The 14,958-nt window shown below is 69.5% G+C and carries 15 protein-coding genes and 1 tRNA gene; 9 read left to right on the top strand and 7 right to left on the bottom strand.

The window, feature by feature from the left end; genetic code table 11:
• Nucleotides 1-813 precede the first annotated feature (813 nt).
• Together ACFU8W_RS04615 and ACFU8W_RS04610 are read right to left on the bottom strand one after the other, a co-directional pair.
• Nucleotides 814-887 (bottom strand) — tRNA-Pro (locus ACFU8W_RS04615).
• Nucleotides 888-985: 98 nt separating this feature from the next.
• Nucleotides 986-1,924: a metallophosphoesterase gene (locus ACFU8W_RS04610; RefSeq protein ID WP_384032248.1), complete on the bottom strand. Its 939-nt coding sequence runs from the start codon at nt 1,922-1,924 to the stop codon at nt 986-988.
• A 79-nt stretch (nt 1,925-2,003) separates the two neighbouring features.
• On the opposite strand from ACFU8W_RS04610, the gene ACFU8W_RS04605 reads away from it, so the two are divergent.
• Entirely contained in the window at nt 2,004-2,468 is a 465-nt protein-coding gene (locus ACFU8W_RS04605; protein WP_266984209.1) for a GatB/YqeY domain-containing protein, read from the top strand.
• A gap of 82 nt (nt 2,469-2,550) precedes the next feature.
• On the opposite strand, the gene ACFU8W_RS04600 is transcribed toward ACFU8W_RS04605, so the two are convergent.
• On the bottom strand, nt 2,551-4,776 hold the full coding sequence (locus tag ACFU8W_RS04600) for a transglycosylase domain-containing protein (RefSeq protein ID WP_384032246.1): 2,226 nt from the start codon (nt 4,774-4,776) through the stop codon (nt 2,551-2,553).
• A 407-nt stretch (nt 4,777-5,183) separates the two neighbouring features.
• Here ACFU8W_RS04600 and ACFU8W_RS04595 point away from each other — a divergent pair, with 407 nt between their 5' ends.
• The gene (locus tag ACFU8W_RS04595) at nt 5,184-5,531 is read left to right on the top strand and encodes a WhiB family transcriptional regulator (protein ID WP_037690812.1); all 348 of its coding nucleotides are present in this window, start codon (nt 5,184-5,186) and stop codon (nt 5,529-5,531) included.
• Between the two features lie 33 nt (nt 5,532-5,564).
• Here the strand turns inward: ACFU8W_RS04595 and ACFU8W_RS04590 are convergent, their stop codons facing one another.
• Both ACFU8W_RS04590 and ACFU8W_RS04585 read right to left on the bottom strand, forming a co-directional pair.
• Nucleotides 5,565-6,935: an ArsA family ATPase gene (locus tag ACFU8W_RS04590; RefSeq protein WP_384032243.1), complete on the bottom strand. Its 1,371-nt coding sequence runs from the start codon at nt 6,933-6,935 to the stop codon at nt 5,565-5,567.
• Nucleotides 6,932-7,918, bottom strand: a complete 987-nt coding sequence (locus tag ACFU8W_RS04585) for an ArsA family ATPase (RefSeq protein ID WP_384032241.1) — start codon at nt 7,916-7,918, stop codon at nt 6,932-6,934. Before ACFU8W_RS04585 ends, ACFU8W_RS04590 begins: the two co-directional genes overlap by 4 nt.
• A 71-nt stretch (nt 7,919-7,989) precedes the next feature.
• Between ACFU8W_RS04585 and ACFU8W_RS04580 the strand changes: the two genes are divergently transcribed.
• From ACFU8W_RS04580 to ACFU8W_RS04565, 4 genes are all read left to right on the top strand, one after another.
• Nucleotides 7,990-8,148, top strand: a complete 159-nt coding sequence (locus ACFU8W_RS04580) for a DUF4177 domain-containing protein (RefSeq protein WP_019992579.1) — start codon at nt 7,990-7,992, stop codon at nt 8,146-8,148.
• The gene (locus ACFU8W_RS04575; RefSeq protein ID WP_384032239.1) at nt 8,148-8,618 is read left to right on the top strand and encodes a RidA family protein; all 471 of its coding nucleotides are present in this window, start codon (nt 8,148-8,150) and stop codon (nt 8,616-8,618) included. The genes ACFU8W_RS04580 and ACFU8W_RS04575 overlap by 1 nt, the downstream gene beginning before the upstream one ends.
• Before the next feature lie 170 nt (nt 8,619-8,788).
• A complete protein-coding gene (locus tag ACFU8W_RS04570; RefSeq protein ID WP_384032237.1) occupies nt 8,789-9,703 on the top strand; it encodes an NUDIX hydrolase in 915 nt (304 codons plus the stop codon).
• On the top strand, nt 9,700-10,530 hold the full coding sequence (locus ACFU8W_RS04565; RefSeq protein WP_266984220.1) for an MBL fold metallo-hydrolase: 831 nt from the start codon (nt 9,700-9,702) through the stop codon (nt 10,528-10,530). The genes ACFU8W_RS04570 and ACFU8W_RS04565 overlap by 4 nt, the downstream gene beginning before the upstream one ends.
• Before the next feature lie 103 nt (nt 10,531-10,633).
• Here ACFU8W_RS04565 and ACFU8W_RS04560 read toward each other — a convergent pair whose 3' ends face one another.
• Nucleotides 10,634-11,308, bottom strand: a complete 675-nt coding sequence (locus ACFU8W_RS04560; RefSeq protein WP_030925113.1) for a Crp/Fnr family transcriptional regulator — start codon at nt 11,306-11,308, stop codon at nt 10,634-10,636.
• Nucleotides 11,309-11,621: 313 nt separating this feature from the next.
• Here ACFU8W_RS04560 and nth point away from each other — a divergent pair, with 313 nt between their 5' ends.
• The 3 genes from nth (at nt 11,622) to ACFU8W_RS04545 (ending at nt 14,579) form a co-directional block, all read left to right on the top strand.
• Nucleotides 11,622-12,500 carry an endonuclease III gene (nth, locus tag ACFU8W_RS04555; RefSeq protein ID WP_384032235.1) on the top strand — a complete coding sequence of 293 codons (879 nt, stop codon included), beginning with the start codon at nt 11,622-11,624 and terminating at the stop codon, nt 12,498-12,500.
• A 59-nt stretch (nt 12,501-12,559) separates the two neighbouring features.
• Complete coding sequence (locus tag ACFU8W_RS04550) at nt 12,560-13,285, top strand: CoA pyrophosphatase (RefSeq protein WP_345517410.1); 726 nt, start codon at nt 12,560-12,562, stop codon at nt 13,283-13,285.
• 88 nt (nt 13,286-13,373) lie between these two features.
• Nucleotides 13,374-14,579: a MarP family serine protease gene (locus ACFU8W_RS04545; RefSeq protein WP_345517411.1), complete on the top strand. Its 1,206-nt coding sequence runs from the start codon at nt 13,374-13,376 to the stop codon at nt 14,577-14,579.
• A 55-nt stretch (nt 14,580-14,634) separates the two neighbouring features.
• Here ACFU8W_RS04545 and ACFU8W_RS04540 read toward each other — a convergent pair whose 3' ends face one another.
• Complete coding sequence (locus ACFU8W_RS04540; RefSeq protein ID WP_266984224.1) at nt 14,635-14,838, bottom strand: hypothetical protein; 204 nt, start codon at nt 14,836-14,838, stop codon at nt 14,635-14,637.
• Nucleotides 14,839-14,958: the final 120 nt, after the last annotated feature.

Raw genomic sequence — 14,958 nt, 5'->3', positions numbered from 1 at the left:
GCACCGGCCCAGGTGCATCCGGAATATGCGTCCGCGGCTGTTCCTTGGTCTCCGCGGGCGCGCTGCGTTCGTGGCCACCTGTGCGGGCACCGCGATTCTGTCGGCTCTGCTTCTTGCTCACGATGACGCCTCCTGTAGCCGATCTCGGACGTGGGGCCACTTTCAGATTCGCATGTGAGTACGAAGCGCGCATTCCGGGCGTCCGGGGCCGGGGGAGTGCGGCGCGTCGCGAGGGCTGGGTCGCCGCCTGTGTGGTCGGTCCGATCGTGCGAGTCCGGCCACCGCGGTGCGTCGCTGCTCAGGGGGGCCGGTCCTGCGGGACGATTTCGACGATCAGGGCCCCTACCGGCGCCCTGATCTCGTCGCGGATGGGGCGGGCGGCTTCCGACGCCCCGGTCGGCACCTCCAGCTCCCGCTCGAGGTGCCGCTCGCCGGGGCCCGACGAGGCCGTGGCCGGGGGAGGGCGAACCGGCAGCGGCCTCGCGGAGGCGAAATCTGCCTCAGGGGCGGGCAATTCGGTGAAGAAGGAGGCGCCGACGCCACCGGAACGTGGACCGGCGAAGCCCGGACGGGATCCCGGTTCCTCCACCGCCCCTGCTGATGCGCGTTGCTCGGGGACCGATGGAGATCCGTACCCCGCGTCGAGACGCGCACCCAGCGAAATCCGACGCGCACAGGGGGATCATCGGGCAACCTCGGGGTGCGAGAAGTCGACCAAGGTCTTCTCCCGGACGGATTCCCAAGGAGCCCCGGAAACCACTCAGGGGCCTGATCCACTTAGTGGATCAGGCCCCTGACCTGGTATTTCAGCTGTCGGGGTGGCGGGATTTGAACCCACGACCTCTTCGTCCCGAACGAAGCGCGCTGCCAAGCTGCGCTACACCCCGATCGCCGCCGGTCTCCCGGCGACATCGATTACTTTAGCCCACCGGCGGCCGGAGACGAAATCCGGTTTCTGCCCCGGTGGGCGAGGCACCCCCGGGTTTCAGTCGCGGGGCGTCAACGTCAGCAGGGTCGCCTCGGGCGGGCAGGCGAAGCGGACCGGGGTGTAGCGGTTCGTACCGCAGCCTGCGGAGACGTGGAGGTAGGCGCGCCGGTCGCCGACCGTGTGGCTGGAGAGCCCTCTGACTCGGTCCGTGTCCAGGTCGCAGTTGGTGACCAGGGCCCCGTAGAAGGGGATGCACAGCTGGCCGCCATGGGTGTGCCCCGCCAGGATCAGCGGGTAGCCGTCCGCCGTGAAGGCGTCGAGGGTGCGCAGGTAGGGGGCGTGGACCACGCCGATGGACAGATCGGCGCCCGTCTCGGGGCCGCCCGAGACCTCCGCGTACCTGTCGCGCTTGATGTGCGGGTCGTCGAGGCCGGTGAAGGCGAGCTCCAGGCCGTCGAGCTTGAGTCGGCCCCGGGTGTTGCTCAGGTTCAGCCAGCCCGCCTCGTCGAACGCATCGCGCATCGGCTCCCACGGGTTGTGGACGACGCCGACCGCGGGGGCGTTGCCGTTGAGGCCGTGCTTGCCCTGGGCCTTCTCGAGGAGGTAGCGGGCCGGGTTGCGGAGCTTGGGGCCGTAGTAGTCGTTGGAGCCGAAGACGTACACACCCGGGAACTCCATCAGCGGACCGAGCGCGTCCAGCAGCTCCGGTACGGCCTCCGGGTCGGAGAGGTTGTCGCCGGTGTTGACGACGAAGTCCGGGCGCAGGCCGGCCAGCGACTGCAGCCAGCCGCGCTTCTTGCGCTGGCCGGTCACCATGTGGATGTCGGAGACCTGCAGCACGCGCAACGGGCGTGCTCCGTGCGGGAGTACGGGGACGGCGACCCTTCGGAGCCGGAACGAGCGGGCTTCGAAACCTGCCGCGTAAGCGAGCCCGGCGGCGCCGACCGCTGCGCCGACTGCCGTGACTCTCAGGGGTACTCCGTAGCGTGCGCGCATGTGCCCATCGTCGCAGACACGATGTGGTGACAGGGAAACCGGCAGGCGGTGGCCACCTCGCACCTGCCACAATCAGCACATGACCACGCTCAAGTCCAAGCTCAAGGAAGACCTCACCACGGCCATGAAGGCGCGCGACGAGCTGACCTCGTCGACGCTCCGGCTGACCCTCACCGCGATCACCAAGGAGGAGGTCAGCGGCAAGACGTCGCGTGAGCTCTCCGACGACGAGGTGCAGAAGGTCATCGCCAAGGAGGCGAAGAAGCGCCGCGAGGCGGCCGAGGCCTTCGCCCAGGGCGGCCGGACGGAGCAGGCCGAGCGCGAGAAGGCGGAGGGCGAGCTGCTCGACGCGTACCTGCCGAAGCAGCTCAGTGACGACGAGCTGGGTGCGATCGTCGCGTCGGCGGTCGACGAGGCGAAGGCCGCCGGCGCCGAGGGACCGCGGGCGATGGGTGCCGTCATGAAGATCGTGAACCCGAAGGTCGCGGGGCGCGCGGACGGCGGCCGGGTGGCCGCCGCCGTGAAGAAGCTCCTCGCGGGCTGAGCGGACCGTACATACGAGGAGGTGGGGTGACCCGGAATGTTCCGGGTCACCCCACCTCCTCGTTCATGGACCGAGCGGCCGGTCAGGGACCCTTCGTGCCGCCGTGACCCGGGCGCTGGGGTCCGTTGTTCCCGCCGAGGAAGTCCGGCGGGACGCTGATGCCGGGGAACGGGTCGTTGCCGTCGCCCCTGTCCCGCCTTCTGTCCCGGCCCCTGCCCCGGTCCTCGTCCGAGTTGTCCCGCGGGGCCGGGATGTTGACGGTGTTGAACGACGGGGCGGGCAGCCCGTTGAGGGCGTTCGTCATGGCGTCGCGCCAGATCGGTCCGGGGACCTGACCGCCGTACACCTTGTCCTGGTACACGCCACCGATGGTGATGTTCTCCATCTCGACGCTCTGGGACGGGCTCCCGACCCAGACCGCGCCGGACATGTTCGGCGTGTAGCCGACGAACCAGGCGTTCTTACGGGCGTCGGTCGTACCCGTCTTGCCCGCGTTGTCGCGGTTCTGCAGGCCGGCCTCCCGACCGGTACCTGAGTCGACCACGCCGCGCAGCAAGGTGTTGACGGTGTCGGCCGTCGTCTGCGACATTGCCTGCGAGCAGGTGGTCTTCGGTACCGGGAGCGACTTGCCGTCCGCCGTCCTGACCGCCTCGATGGCGATCGGCGTGCAGTAAGTGCCCCGGTTGGCGAAGGCGGCGTACGCGCTGGCCATCGTGAGCGGCGAGAGGCCGTTGGAGCCGAGGGTCAGCGTGGACGGGTTCTGCGGCAGCTTGGTGCCGTCACCCTGCACCACACCGAGCTTGTCGGTCATCTGGGAGACCGGGCACATGCCGATGTCCTGGAGCATCTGGACGAAGTAGGTGTTGACCGACATCTCCATCGCTTCCGTCAGGGCGTACGGCCCCTCCTCGGACTCGCTCTCGTTCTCCAGGTGATACTTCGGCACGCCGTCGTTGACCCACGGCTTTCCGCAGGTCTGAACCGTGTCCGGGTAGTCCATCTCGTACGGCGCCGAGTACATCTGCGTCGCCGGCTTGCCGCCCTCTATGGCTGCCGCGGCGAGGAACGGCTTGAACGTCGACCCGGTCGGGAAGCCGTAGTTCGAGCCGCCCTTGTCCTTGTTGACCGAGTAGTTGTACTGGGTCTCGTTCGGTCCGAAACCGTACGGCTTGGACTGGCCCATGCCCATGATCTTGCCGGTGCCGGGCTGGACCAGCGTCACGGCGGTGGCGACCTTGTCCGTCTTGTAGACGTGGCTCTTGATCGAGGACTGCACGCCCGCCTGGGCCTGCGGGTCGAGCGTCGTGCGGACCGTGAGTCCGCCCTGATTCCAGACCTTGGCCCGCTCCTCCTTCGTCTTGCCGAAGACCGGGTCGGCGAGGAAGACCTTGCGGACGTAGTCACAGAAGAAGGCGGCCCCGCTGACGGCCGTGATGCAGCCGTTCTTCGGCTTGCTGACCCTCAGCTTGATCGGCGTCGCCTGTGCCTTCTTCGCCGCGGCCTGCGTGATGTCCCCGACAGCCGCCATCCGCTGGAGCACGGTGTTGCGACGCTTGGTCGCCTCCTGTGCGTCGTTGACGGGGTCGTAGCGGCTCGGCGACTGGACGATGCCGGCCAGCAGGGCGGCCTCCTCCAGCTTCAGGTCCTTCGCCGACTTGGAGAAGTAGCGCTGGGAGGCCGCCTCGATGCCGTACGCCTGCTGCCCGAAGAACGTGATGTTGAGGTAGTTCTCCAGGATCTTCTTCTTGCCGAGCTCCTCCTCGACCTGGATCGCGTACTTCAGTTCCTGGATCTTGCGGCCCATCGTCTGCTGGGTGGCCTGCGCGACCTTGTCCGGGTCGTCGCCCGCCTCCTCGACGAAGACGTTCTTCACGTACTGCTGGGTGAGGGTCGACGCGCCCTGCGCGGTGCCGCCCGCCTGCACGTTGCGGTTCATCGCGCGCAGGATGCCCTTGAGGTCGACCGCCCCGTGCTGGTAGAAGCGGGCATCCTCGATCGCGATGATCGCCTTCTGCATGTACGGGGAGATGTCCTTGAGCGGAACGACGGTGCGGTCACGCGAGTAGACCGTCGCAAGCATGCCGCCCTTGCTGTCCAGGATCTTGGTGCGCTGGCTCAGCGGCGGAGTCTTGAGGTTGGCCGGGATCTCGTCGAATCCCTCGACCGTCCCCTTCGCGGCGAGCCCCAGTGCTCCGGCGGCCGGCAGCGCGATGCCTGCGAGCACGACTCCGGAGAGTGCGGCGACACCGAGGAACTTGGCGGCCTGCTGGGTCGCGGTGAGACCCCCGCCCGAGCGGTTCTTTGGCATGGGGGCAGCCTACGTTCTCATTCGCCGGACACGCGTATATGCCTTGGCCTAAGCTGCTCACAACTGTCACAGCAGTCCGGTTCCGTATCAACCCCCATGCAGCACTCGGCCGTGACCCGGTCTCGGTTCGGCCAGCGCCTCGGGCGCCCCGAATTCGCCCCATGTGTCATCGAATGCCCGTTGTGACTCAGGTAAATTGTCCCTATTTTGAAGGGATATTCTTGTATGCCCTCACCTCACTCCCCTGGGTGATCTGCCGCGTACGCATAGTCCGTTCGGGCCATTCAAGATTGGGCCCGAAGGGGGTGTTGTGCTGTCGCCACCTTCCGTAACGTCCTCAACTGGCAGCGGTGAATATGCCGCTACCGCCGTGGGGGAGCCTCGATTCGGGAGAGGACGGCGCCGGGATGGGCTGGGTAACCGACTGGAGTGCGCAGGCAGCCTGCCGCACTACCGATCCGGATGAACTGTTCGTACAAGGGGCAGCGCAGAACAGGGCCAAGGCGGTGTGCACCGGTTGCCCGGTGCGGACCGAGTGCCTGGCCGATGCGCTGGACAATCGCGTCGAATTCGGTGTTTGGGGCGGAATGACGGAACGGGAGCGTCGCGCGCTGCTGCGCAGGCGACCCACCGTCACGTCCTGGCGCCGACTGTTGGAGACCGCTCGCAGTGAGTACGAGCGGTCGACGGGCATCCTGCCGGTGGCCATCGGTCTGGACGACGAACTGCATGAGACCTACGCCGCCGTGGGGTAGACCGCCGGGGGGCCACCCGGCCGTCCGGGTGAGTTACGCAGCTCCGGCCGGAGCGGAATCGGTCGCGAGCCGGTCCCCGACGGCCCGCAGTCCTGCGAGGTCGTGCACATCTCCGGGCAGCGCCGCGACTTCGGTCACGGCGACCTCGGGATGCAGTGCGGTGAAGCGGTCGCGGGTGCGCTGTTCGCGCGCGACCACCTGCATGCGTTCAGCGTGCAGCCGCAGCAGGCCTGCGGTCAGCTGCTCGACGGAGACGGCATCAGCCTCTGGTTCGGTGTCAGCATCCTGGGTGTCCTCGGAACGGGAGGGGGAGGGCGGCGACTCGGGGTCTTCGGGGGAGGTGACTGCCGAGTCGGCCGGGTCACGAAGTCCAGCCTTCCCTGTGCTCTGATCCACAATGCCGATGGCGTCAAGATTTTCTGCGGCTGCCAGGGCGCGCTCGGCGGAGAGCCGGGCGGCGTCACTGCCGTGGACCCGGTTGAGGACCAGACCGGCCAGGGGCATGTCCTCCGCGGCCAGCCGTTCCACGAAGTAGGCGGCCTCGCGCAGCGCGTCCCGCTCCGGTGTCGCGACGACGAGGAACGCCGTGCCGGGCGCCTGCAGCAGTCTGTACGTGGCATCCGCCCGGGTCCGGAAACCACCGAACATGGTGTCCATCGCCGCGACGAACGTCTGTACGTCACGCAGGAACTGGCCACCCAGCAGCTTGCCGAGCGTCCCGGTCATCATCGACATGCCGACGTTGAGGAACTTCATCCCGGCCCGGCCGCCCATCTTCGCCGGGGCCATCAGCAGCTTGATGAACTTCCCGTCCAGGAACGAGCCGAGCCGCTTGGGTGCGTCCAGGAAGTCCAGCGCGGAACGCGACGGCGGGGTGTCGACGACGATCAGGTCCCACTCGTTGCGCGCCCGCAGCTGCCCCAGCTTCTCCATCGCCATGTACTCCTGCGTGCCTGCGAAACCGGCCGACAGGGACTGGTAGAAGGGGTTCTCCAGGATCGCGCGCGCCCGCTCGCCCTCCGCGTGCGCCTCGACGATCTCGTCGAAGGTCCGCTTCATGTCGAGCATCATGGCGTGCAGTTCACCGCCGCCCTCACCGGCGCTCTCGATGCCCGGCACCCGGCGCGGGACGTTGTCCAGCGAGAGGATGCCCATCGACTGGGCGAGCCTGCGGGCCGGGTCGATGGTGAGGACGACGACCTTCCGGCCGCGCTCGGCGGCCCGTACGCCCAGCGCCGCCGCGGTCGTGGTCTTGCCGACACCACCCGAGCCGCAGCACACGATGATCCGGATGTCCGGATCGTCGAGCAGCGCGTCGGTGTCCAGCACGGGCGCGGTGCCCGTGGCTGTGCCTGTACCGGCGTCCGTACGCGCATCGGTGCCCGGTTCCGTACCCGCTCTCATGCACCCACCCCTTGGCCCGCCTCGTCGCCCATGCCCTGCTTGCGGAGTTCGACCGCCAGGTCGTACAGACCGGGCAGGTCCACGCCTTCGCCGATCAGCGGAAGTTCGTTGGTCGGCAGGTCCAGATCCGCGAGGACCGCGCGCTGCTCGCGCTCCAGCTCCACCCGCTGGGCATGCTCGGAGGCCTGCTCGATCAGCGGACGTACCAGCGCCGCGGACCCGGTCACGCCCGCCCGGGTGAGCGTCTTGGCGATCTCCTTGCGGCGGCCCCCCGAGGCGGTACGCAGCGCGTCCTCGTCCAGCAGATGCGGCCGCACCATGTTCACGATGACCCGGCCCACCGGCAGTTCGGCCGCCCGCAGCTCCGCGACGCCGTCCGCGGTCTCCTGGACCGGCATCTCCTCCAGCAGCGTCACCAGGTGGACCGCTGTCTCCGGGGACTTCAGCACCCGCATCACGGCCTGCGCCTGATTGTGTATCGGGCCGATCCGGGCCAGCCCCGCCACCTCGTCGTTCACATTGAGGAAGCGCGTGATGCGGCCGGTGGGCGGCGCATCCATGATCACGTAGTCGTAGCTGTACCGGCCCTGCTTGTCCTTGCGGCGTACGGCTTCGCAGGCCTTGCCCGTCAGCAGCACGTCCCGTACACCGGGTGCGATCGTCGTGGCGAAGTCGATCGCACCGAGCTTCTTGAGCGCCCGGCCCGCGCTGCCGAGCTTGTAGAACATCTGGAGGTAGTCGAGGAGCGCACGCTCCGCGTCGATCGCGAGGGCGTACACCTCGCCGCCGCCCGGCGCGACGGCGATCTTGCGCTCCTCGTACGGAAGGGAATCCGCCTCGAAGAGCTGGGCGATGCCCTGCCTGCCCTCGACCTCGACGAGGAGGGTGCGCTTGCCCTCGGTCGCGAGGGCGAGCGCGAGGGCGGCGGCGACCGTGGTCTTACCGGTACCGCCCTTGCCGCTGACGACCTGGAACCTGCTCACGTATTCGAGCCTAACCAGTACGGCCCCGGGCTACGCACGAGCCCGTACGTGCCAGGCATTACAGTCGGCCTATGACCAAGTGGGAATACGCGACCGTGCCCCTTCTCGTGCACGCGACGAAGCAGATTCTGGACACCTGGGGCGAGGACGGCTGGGAGCTGGTCCAGGTCGTTCCCGGCCCGAACAACCCCGAGCAGCTCGTGGCCTACCTGAAGCGGGAGAAGCCGTAGTGGCGGGCGCCGTCGAGGCGAAGCTCGCCGAACTCGGGCTGACGCTGCCGGACGTCGTACCGCCGCTCGCCTCGTATCAGCCGGCCGTCCGGTCCGGGGTGTACGTGTACACATCGGGCCAGCTGCCCATGGTGGAGGGCAAGCTTCCGGTCACCGGCAAGGTCGGTGCGGAGGTCACGCCGGACGAGGCCAAGGAACTGGCCAGGACCTGCGCGCTCAACGCGCTGGCCGCCGTGAAGTCGGTCGCGGGCGACCTGGACCGGATCAAGCGGGTCGTGAAGGTCGTGGGCTTCGTCGCCTCGGCCTCCGACTTCACCGGGCAGCCCGCCGTGATCAACGGTGCGAGCGAGCTGCTGGGCGCGGCGCTCGGCGACAAGGGCGTGCACGCGCGCAGCGCCGTGGGCGTCGCGGTGCTGCCGCTGGACGCGCCGGTCGAGGTCGAGGTGCAGGTCGAGCTGGACGGGGCCTGAGCCGCTGCCGCAGTGAGGCGGGTACCTCCCTGATCCGTGATCCCGTCCGGTCCGTGCGACCGGACGGGATCACGCGTTTCACGGCCCGGGTCCACGCCTGAAGCCCGTCGCGCCCCGTGCGCCCCTTGCTGCCTCTCGAACATCGTCGCGGTTCCGGATAGCCTCCGGCCATGTCCAATGGTCAGTGGTACCCACCGGAATGGCCCGACCGGATCCGGGCACTCGCCGCAGGTGAGCTCACGGCCGCGACGCCCCGGCGCGCGGCCACCGTGATGCTGCTCCGGGACCCCGCTGACACCGAGGGCGGGCCCGCCGTCCACATGCTGCGCCGCCGCACCTCCATGGCTTTTGCCGGGGGTGCGTACGCCTATCCGGGTGGCGGCGTCGACCCGCGCGACGACGATCGGCTCGTCGGCTGGGCCGGACCCGCGCTGGAACTCTGGGCCGAGCGGCTCGGCGTCGGTACGGTCACCGAGGCGCAGGCCATCGTCTGCGCGGCGGTCCGCGAGACGTACGAGGAGTCGGGTGTCCTCCTCGCCGGGCCGACCGCCGACACCGTCGTCAGCGACACCACGGGTGCCGACTGGGAGGCGGACCGCGAGGCCCTCGTCGCCCGCGAGCTGTCCTTCGCCGAGTTCCTCGACCGGCGCGGGCTCGTGCTCCGCTCCGATCTGCTCGGGGCGTGGGCGCGCTGGATCACGCCCGAGTTCGAACCCCGGCGCTATGACACGTGGTTCTTCGTCGCCGCGCTTCCCGAGGGCCAGCGCACCCTCTCCCATGGCCCTGAAGGCATGGGAGGTACCCCCTCCGCCTCCACCGAGGCCGACCTCGCGCTATGGATCTCCCCGGCGGAAGCCACCGACGGATACGACCGGGGCGAGCTGCTCATGATGCCGCCGACCGTGTCGACGCTGCGTCAGCTGCGCCCGTACGGCACCGCTGCCGAGGCGCTGAAGGCCGCGTCCTCCCAGGACCTCACCCCCGTACTCGCACAGGCGCGGCTGGAGGACGGTGAACTGGTGCTGAGCTGGCCGGGGCACGACGAATTCACCAAGCACATCCCGACCGGAGATGGTTCCGCATGAGCGACGCAGCAGCGCTGCCCGGGCAGCCGCGCGGAGGGGTCCTCTCCGGCCCCGCGACCGCCCGTACGGTCAACGTTCTCGCCCCCAACGCCTCGGCGATGACGCTCGACGGCACCAACACCTGGATCGTCGCCGAGCCCGACTCCGACCTCGCGGTCGTCATCGACCCGGGCCCCCTCGACGACAGCCATCTGCAGGCCGTCATCGACACCGCCGAGCGCGCCGGCCGGCGGATCGGCCTCACGCTCCTCACCCACGGTCACCCCGACCACGCGGAGGGCGCGGCGCGCTTCGCCGAGCTGACCCGTACGACGGTGAGGGCGCTGGACCCGGCGCTGCGGCTCGGCGAGGAGGGGCTGACGACGGGCGACGTGATCACCACCGGAGGGCTCGAACTGCGGGTGGTCCCGACCCCGGGGCACACCTCTGACTCGCTCTCCTTCCATCTGCCCGCCGACCGGGCGGTGCTGACCGGCGACACGATCCTCGGGCGTGGCACCACGCTCGTCGCGCACCCGGACGGGCGGCTCGGCGACTACCTCGACTCGCTGCGGCGGCTGCGCTCGCTGACGGTCGACGACGGGGTGCACACGGTGCTGCCGGGGCACGGTCCGGTCCTGGACGACGCGCAGGGCGCGGTCGAGTTCTATCTCGCCCACCGCGCGCACCGGCTCGCCCAGGTGGAGACGGCGGTGGAGGCCGGGCACCGCTCGGCCACGGAGGTGGTGGCGTACGTGTACGCGGACGTGGACCGGTCGCTGTGGCCCGCGGCGGAGCTGTCGGTGCGGGCGCAGCTGGAGTATCTGGGCGAGCACGGGCTGATCTGAGCCGCTGTTACGCCCGTGGCGCTGATATCGGGGCTGCGAGGCGCCGTGACGCGCGAGAGGCCCCGCCGGACGGCGGGGCCTCTCGCGTCGTGAGGGGGGCCGGCTAGCGCGAACGCTTCGCCAGGCGCTCCACATCCAGCAGGATCACGGCGCGTGCCTCCAGGCGGAGCCAGCCGCGGCCCGCGAAGTCGGCAAGCGCCTTGTTGACCGTCTCGCGGGAGGCGCCGACCAGCTGGGCCAGCTCTTCCTGGGTCAGGTCGTGGACGACGTGGATGCCTTCCTCCGACTGGACGCCGAACCGGCGCGACAGGTCGAGGAGGGCGCGGGCGACACGGCCCGGTACGTCGGAGAAGACCAGGTCGGACATCTGGTCGTTGGTCTTGCGCAGTCGACGGGCGACAGCGCGCAGCAGGGCCGTAGCCACCTCGGGGCGGGCGTTCAGCCAGGGCTGCAGGTCGCCGTGGCCGAGGCCGAGGAGCTTGACCTCGGTCAGCGCGGTGGCGGTGGCGGTGCGCGGGCCCGGGTCGAAGAGCGACAGCTCACCGATCAGCTCGCCGGGGCCGAGGACGGCCAGCATGTTCTCGCGCCCGTCGGGGGACGTGCGGTGGAGCTTCACCTTGCCCTCGGTGACCACGTACAGGCGGTCACCCTGGTCGCCCTCGTGGAAGAGAGCGTCGCCGCGTGCGAGGGTCACCTCACTCATCGAGGCGCGGAGCTCCGCGGCCTGCTCGTCATCGAGCGCCGCGAAAAGCGGGGCGCGCCGCAGAACGTCGTCCACGAGTTCTCTCCTTGTCGGCCTGTTCAGGGAACCGTGGTCCCCATCATGCCGGACGGTAAAACAGTGCGATCAATCACAAACCAGTTTGACGCACGGGCGCGCCCCATCGTGCCGCAGGGGGCTGATTGGGGACGGATCCACAGTGACCGGAGCGGATGTCAGTGCCTGGCTCTAGGCTGGCCGGGTGTCCAACAAGCCGGTGAGAGCCCAGGCCAAGGGGGCTGATGAGGTGTCGGAAGACCGTAATTCCGCTGTGGGCGAACAGTCTGCGAGTCAACCGACAAAAGCCGCAAAACGCCCACCCCGGGAGTCGGTGACGCCGGTGACGTCCGGGGGGCCCGCGAAGGCGTCCAAGGGGTCCGCAAAGAAGGCCGCGGCATCGGCGAAGAAGTCCGGGGCAGCGGTGAGGCCGGGAAAGTCCGGGAAGCCGGAGTCACACCTCGCGATGGTCCGCCGCGCCCGCCGGATCAACCGCGAGCTCGCCGAGGTCTATCCGTACGCCCATCCGGAGCTGGACTTCCGGAACCCCTTCGAGCTCCTGGTCGCCACGGTCCTCTCCGCCCAGACCACCGATCTGAGGGTCAACCAGACCACTCCCGCGCTGTTCGCCGCCTACCCGACCCCCGAGGACATGGCCGCGGCCGTCCCCGAGGAGCTGGAGGAGGTCATCCGGCCGACCGGCTTCTTCCGGGCCAAGGCCAGGTCGCTGATAGGGCTCTCCGCGGCCCTCAGGGACAACTTCGGCGGTGAGGTCCCGGGGCGGCTCGCGGACCTGGTCACGCTGCCCGGCGTCGGCCGCAAGACCGCCAATGTCGTCCTCGGCAATGCCTTCGGCGTCCCCGGCATCACGGTCGACACCCACTTCGGCCGACTGGTCCGCCGCTGGAAATGGACGGAGCAGGAGGACCCGGAGAAGGTCGAGGCGGAGATCGCCGCGATCTTCCCCAAGAGCGAGTGGACGATGCTCTCGCACCGCGTCGTCTTCCACGGCCGCCGCATCTGCCACGCCCGCAGGCCCGCCTGCGGCGCCTGTCCGATCGCCCCGCTCTGCCCCTCGTACGGCGAGGGGGAGACGGATCCGGAGAAGGCCCGGAAGCTCCTGAAGTACGAGATGGGCGGACAGCCCGGCCAGCGGCTGAGCCCGCCGCCCGACTACCCGGGCAAGCCCGCGCCGGCGCTGGGCGCCGGGTGACGGAGCGCCCTTCCGGAACGAAATGCGCGACCGCAGGCGTTGTGAGACGAGGGGTGCCTATGAAGACGCACGAACAGAGCCACGTGGAGGATCACTCCGCGGGCGTGGGCCGGGACGGCGCGATCACCGTCTCGACGGACGGGCTGCCCGAGTGGCTCGAGCCCGTCGCCCGCGCCGCACGGACCATCGAGCCCCAGCAGCTCAGCCGCTTTCTGCCGCCCGAGAACGGCGCCGGGCGCCAGTCCGCCGTCCTGGTCCTGTTCGGTGAGGGCGAGCGCGGGCCCGAGCTGCTCCTGATGGAGCGCTCGGGGTCACTGCGTTCCCACGCCGGGCAGCCCTCCTTCCCCGGGGGAGCCCTGGACCCCGAGGACGGCGACCAGGCGACCGCAGGACCGCTCAGGGCGGCTCTGCGGGAGGCCGAGGAGGAGACCGGACTCGATCCGCGCGGCGTCCAGCTCTTTGCTGTGCTGCCCCGGCTCTACATCCCGGTGAGCAGTTTCGTCGTCACGCCCGTACTTGGCTGGTGGCGGGCGCCGAGCCCGGTCGGGGTCGTCGATCCGGCCGAGACTGCCCGGGTCTTCACGGTTCCCGTGGCGGATCTCACTGATCCGGCCAATCGGGTGACGACGGTGCATCCCAGCGGTCATCGAGGCCCGGCATTCCTGGTCGAATCGGCACTGGTCTGGGGTTTCACCGCCGGGGTGATCGACCGCATTCTGCACTTCGCGGGTTGGGAGCGCCCCTGGGACGGTACCAGGCAGGTGCCGCTCGACTGGCGCGCATGACAGGCTGACTTCCGTGCTGGGCCGTTCGGGCCTGCCCGGTCCCAGCCGAACGAACGGGTCCGGTGACGAATCTGCGAGGCAATAGACGGTGAACGTGCTGGACATCCTGCTGCTGGCCGGCGCCGTGTGGTTCGCAGTGATCGGCTACCGCCAGGGCTTCGTCGTCGGCATCCTGTCGGTCATCGGCTTCCTGGGCGGCGGCCTGGTCGCCGTCTATCTGCTGCCGGTCCTGTGGGACCAGTTGACGGACGGCTCCGAGGTCTCCTCCACGGCCGCCGTGGTCGCGGTCATCATCGTGATCGTGTGCGCCTCCGTCGGCCAGGCTTTCACCACCCACCTCGGCAACAAACTCCGGCGGTACATCACGTGGTCGCCCGCCCGCGCCCTCGATGCCACCGGCGGCGCACTCGTCAATGTGGTCGCGATGCTGCTGGTGGCGTGGCTGATCGGTTCCGCGCTGGCGGGCACGTCGCTGCCGACGCTGGGCAAGGAGGTGCGTAACTCCTCGGTGCTGCTCGGCATCTCCCGGGTGATGCCCGCCCAGGCCTCCACCTGGTTCGCGGACTTCTCCTCCGTCCTCGCGCAGAACGGCTTTCCGCAGGTCTTCAGCCCCTTCGTCAATGAGCCGATCACCGAGGTCAGGGCTCCGGATCCGGCCCTGGCCGGCAGCCCCGTCGCGGCCCGCGCCAAGCAGTCCATCGTCAAGGTCGTCGGTACGGCCCCGAGCTGCGGCAAGGTCCTCGAAGGCACCGGCTTCGTCTTCTCCGACCGTCGGGTGATGACCAACGCCCATGTCGTGGGCGGCGTCGACGAGCCGACCGTCCAGATCGGCGGCCAGGGGCGGCTGTACGACGCGAAGGTCGTCCTCTACGACTGGCAGCGCGACATCGCTGTACTCGACGTCCCGGATCTCGACGCGAAGCCGCTGAAGTTCACCGCTACGGACCGCGACGCCGCGACGGGGAACGACGCCATCGTCGCGGGCTTCCCGGAGAACGGCTCGTACGACGTACGCTCCGCGCGTGTCCGCGGCCGCATCGACGCCGACGGCCCGGACATCTACCACCGGGGTACCGTCCGCCGCGATGTGTACTCGCTCTTCGCGACGGTCCGCCAGGGAAACTCCGGCGGACCGCTGCTGACCCCCGACGGCAAGGTGTACGGGGTCGTCTTCGCCAAGTCGCTGGACGACCCCGACACGGGCTACGCCCTGACCGCCGACGAGATCCGCCAGGACATTGCCGACGGCCGCACCGCCAACCAGCAGGTCGACAGTCAGGCGTGTGCGCTGTAGGGAAACGGACAGGGGTCGGCCCGGGTCCGATTTGTGTGATCAGGTCAGGACTGCGTCATCCGCGGGGATGGCGCAGCCGCGCCGAGACCCAGCGGGCCCGGCGGCGGAGAATATGCGGAATGCCCAGCTGGGGATCATGCAGGTCATGCACACCGAGCACCCGGCCTCGAGGACCGTCCCCCTCATGAATGCTCGGATCCGCCGTAGCGGTCGAGCGACGATTGCGTGCTGCGTCACCGAAGTCGTGCGTCCAGCCCATACCCCGACGTCTGCCCGTGCCTCATGGTCGGTAATCGTGCGGGCGCCAGCCAATCGGCCTATGCGCCGGGCAATTGGCTGTTCGTCGGACAACTGTGCACTTCCGGCCACCGGTTGGTCG

Origin of the sequence: Streptomyces sp. NPDC057565 (genome assembly GCF_042801455.1) — a bacterium.
GTDB classification, from domain to species: Bacteria; Actinomycetota; Actinomycetes; order Streptomycetales; family Streptomycetaceae; genus Streptomyces; species Streptomyces yanii.
This window is presented reverse-complemented; position numbering and strand designations above follow the sequence as displayed.

What these genes read in the sequence shown, in the direction of transcription:
- ACFU8W_RS04605 (WP_266984209.1), top strand. Translation starts at nt 2,004, where the DNA reads ATGACCACGCTCAAGTCCAAGCTCAAGGAAGACCTCACCACGGCCATG.
- ACFU8W_RS04590 (WP_384032243.1), bottom strand. Translation starts at nt 6,935, where the DNA reads ATGAGAGCGGGTACGGAACCGGGCACCGATGCGCGTACGGACGCCGGT.
- ACFU8W_RS04580 (WP_019992579.1), top strand. Translation starts at nt 7,990, where the DNA reads ATGACCAAGTGGGAATACGCGACCGTGCCCCTTCTCGTGCACGCGACG.
- ACFU8W_RS04550 (WP_345517410.1), top strand. Translation starts at nt 12,560, where the DNA reads ATGAAGACGCACGAACAGAGCCACGTGGAGGATCACTCCGCGGGCGTG.
- ACFU8W_RS04610 (WP_384032248.1), bottom strand. Translation starts at nt 1,924, where the DNA reads ATGCGCGCACGCTACGGAGTACCCCTGAGAGTCACGGCAGTCGGCGCA.
- ACFU8W_RS04570 (WP_384032237.1), top strand. Translation starts at nt 8,789, where the DNA reads ATGTCCAATGGTCAGTGGTACCCACCGGAATGGCCCGACCGGATCCGG.
- ACFU8W_RS04540 (WP_266984224.1), bottom strand. Translation starts at nt 14,838, where the DNA reads ATGGGCTGGACGCACGACTTCGGTGACGCAGCACGCAATCGTCGCTCG.
- ACFU8W_RS04565 (WP_266984220.1), top strand. Translation starts at nt 9,700, where the DNA reads ATGAGCGACGCAGCAGCGCTGCCCGGGCAGCCGCGCGGAGGGGTCCTC.
- ACFU8W_RS04600 (WP_384032246.1), bottom strand. Translation starts at nt 4,776, where the DNA reads ATGCCAAAGAACCGCTCGGGCGGGGGTCTCACCGCGACCCAGCAGGCC.
- ACFU8W_RS04595 (WP_037690812.1), top strand. Translation starts at nt 5,184, where the DNA reads ATGGGCTGGGTAACCGACTGGAGTGCGCAGGCAGCCTGCCGCACTACC.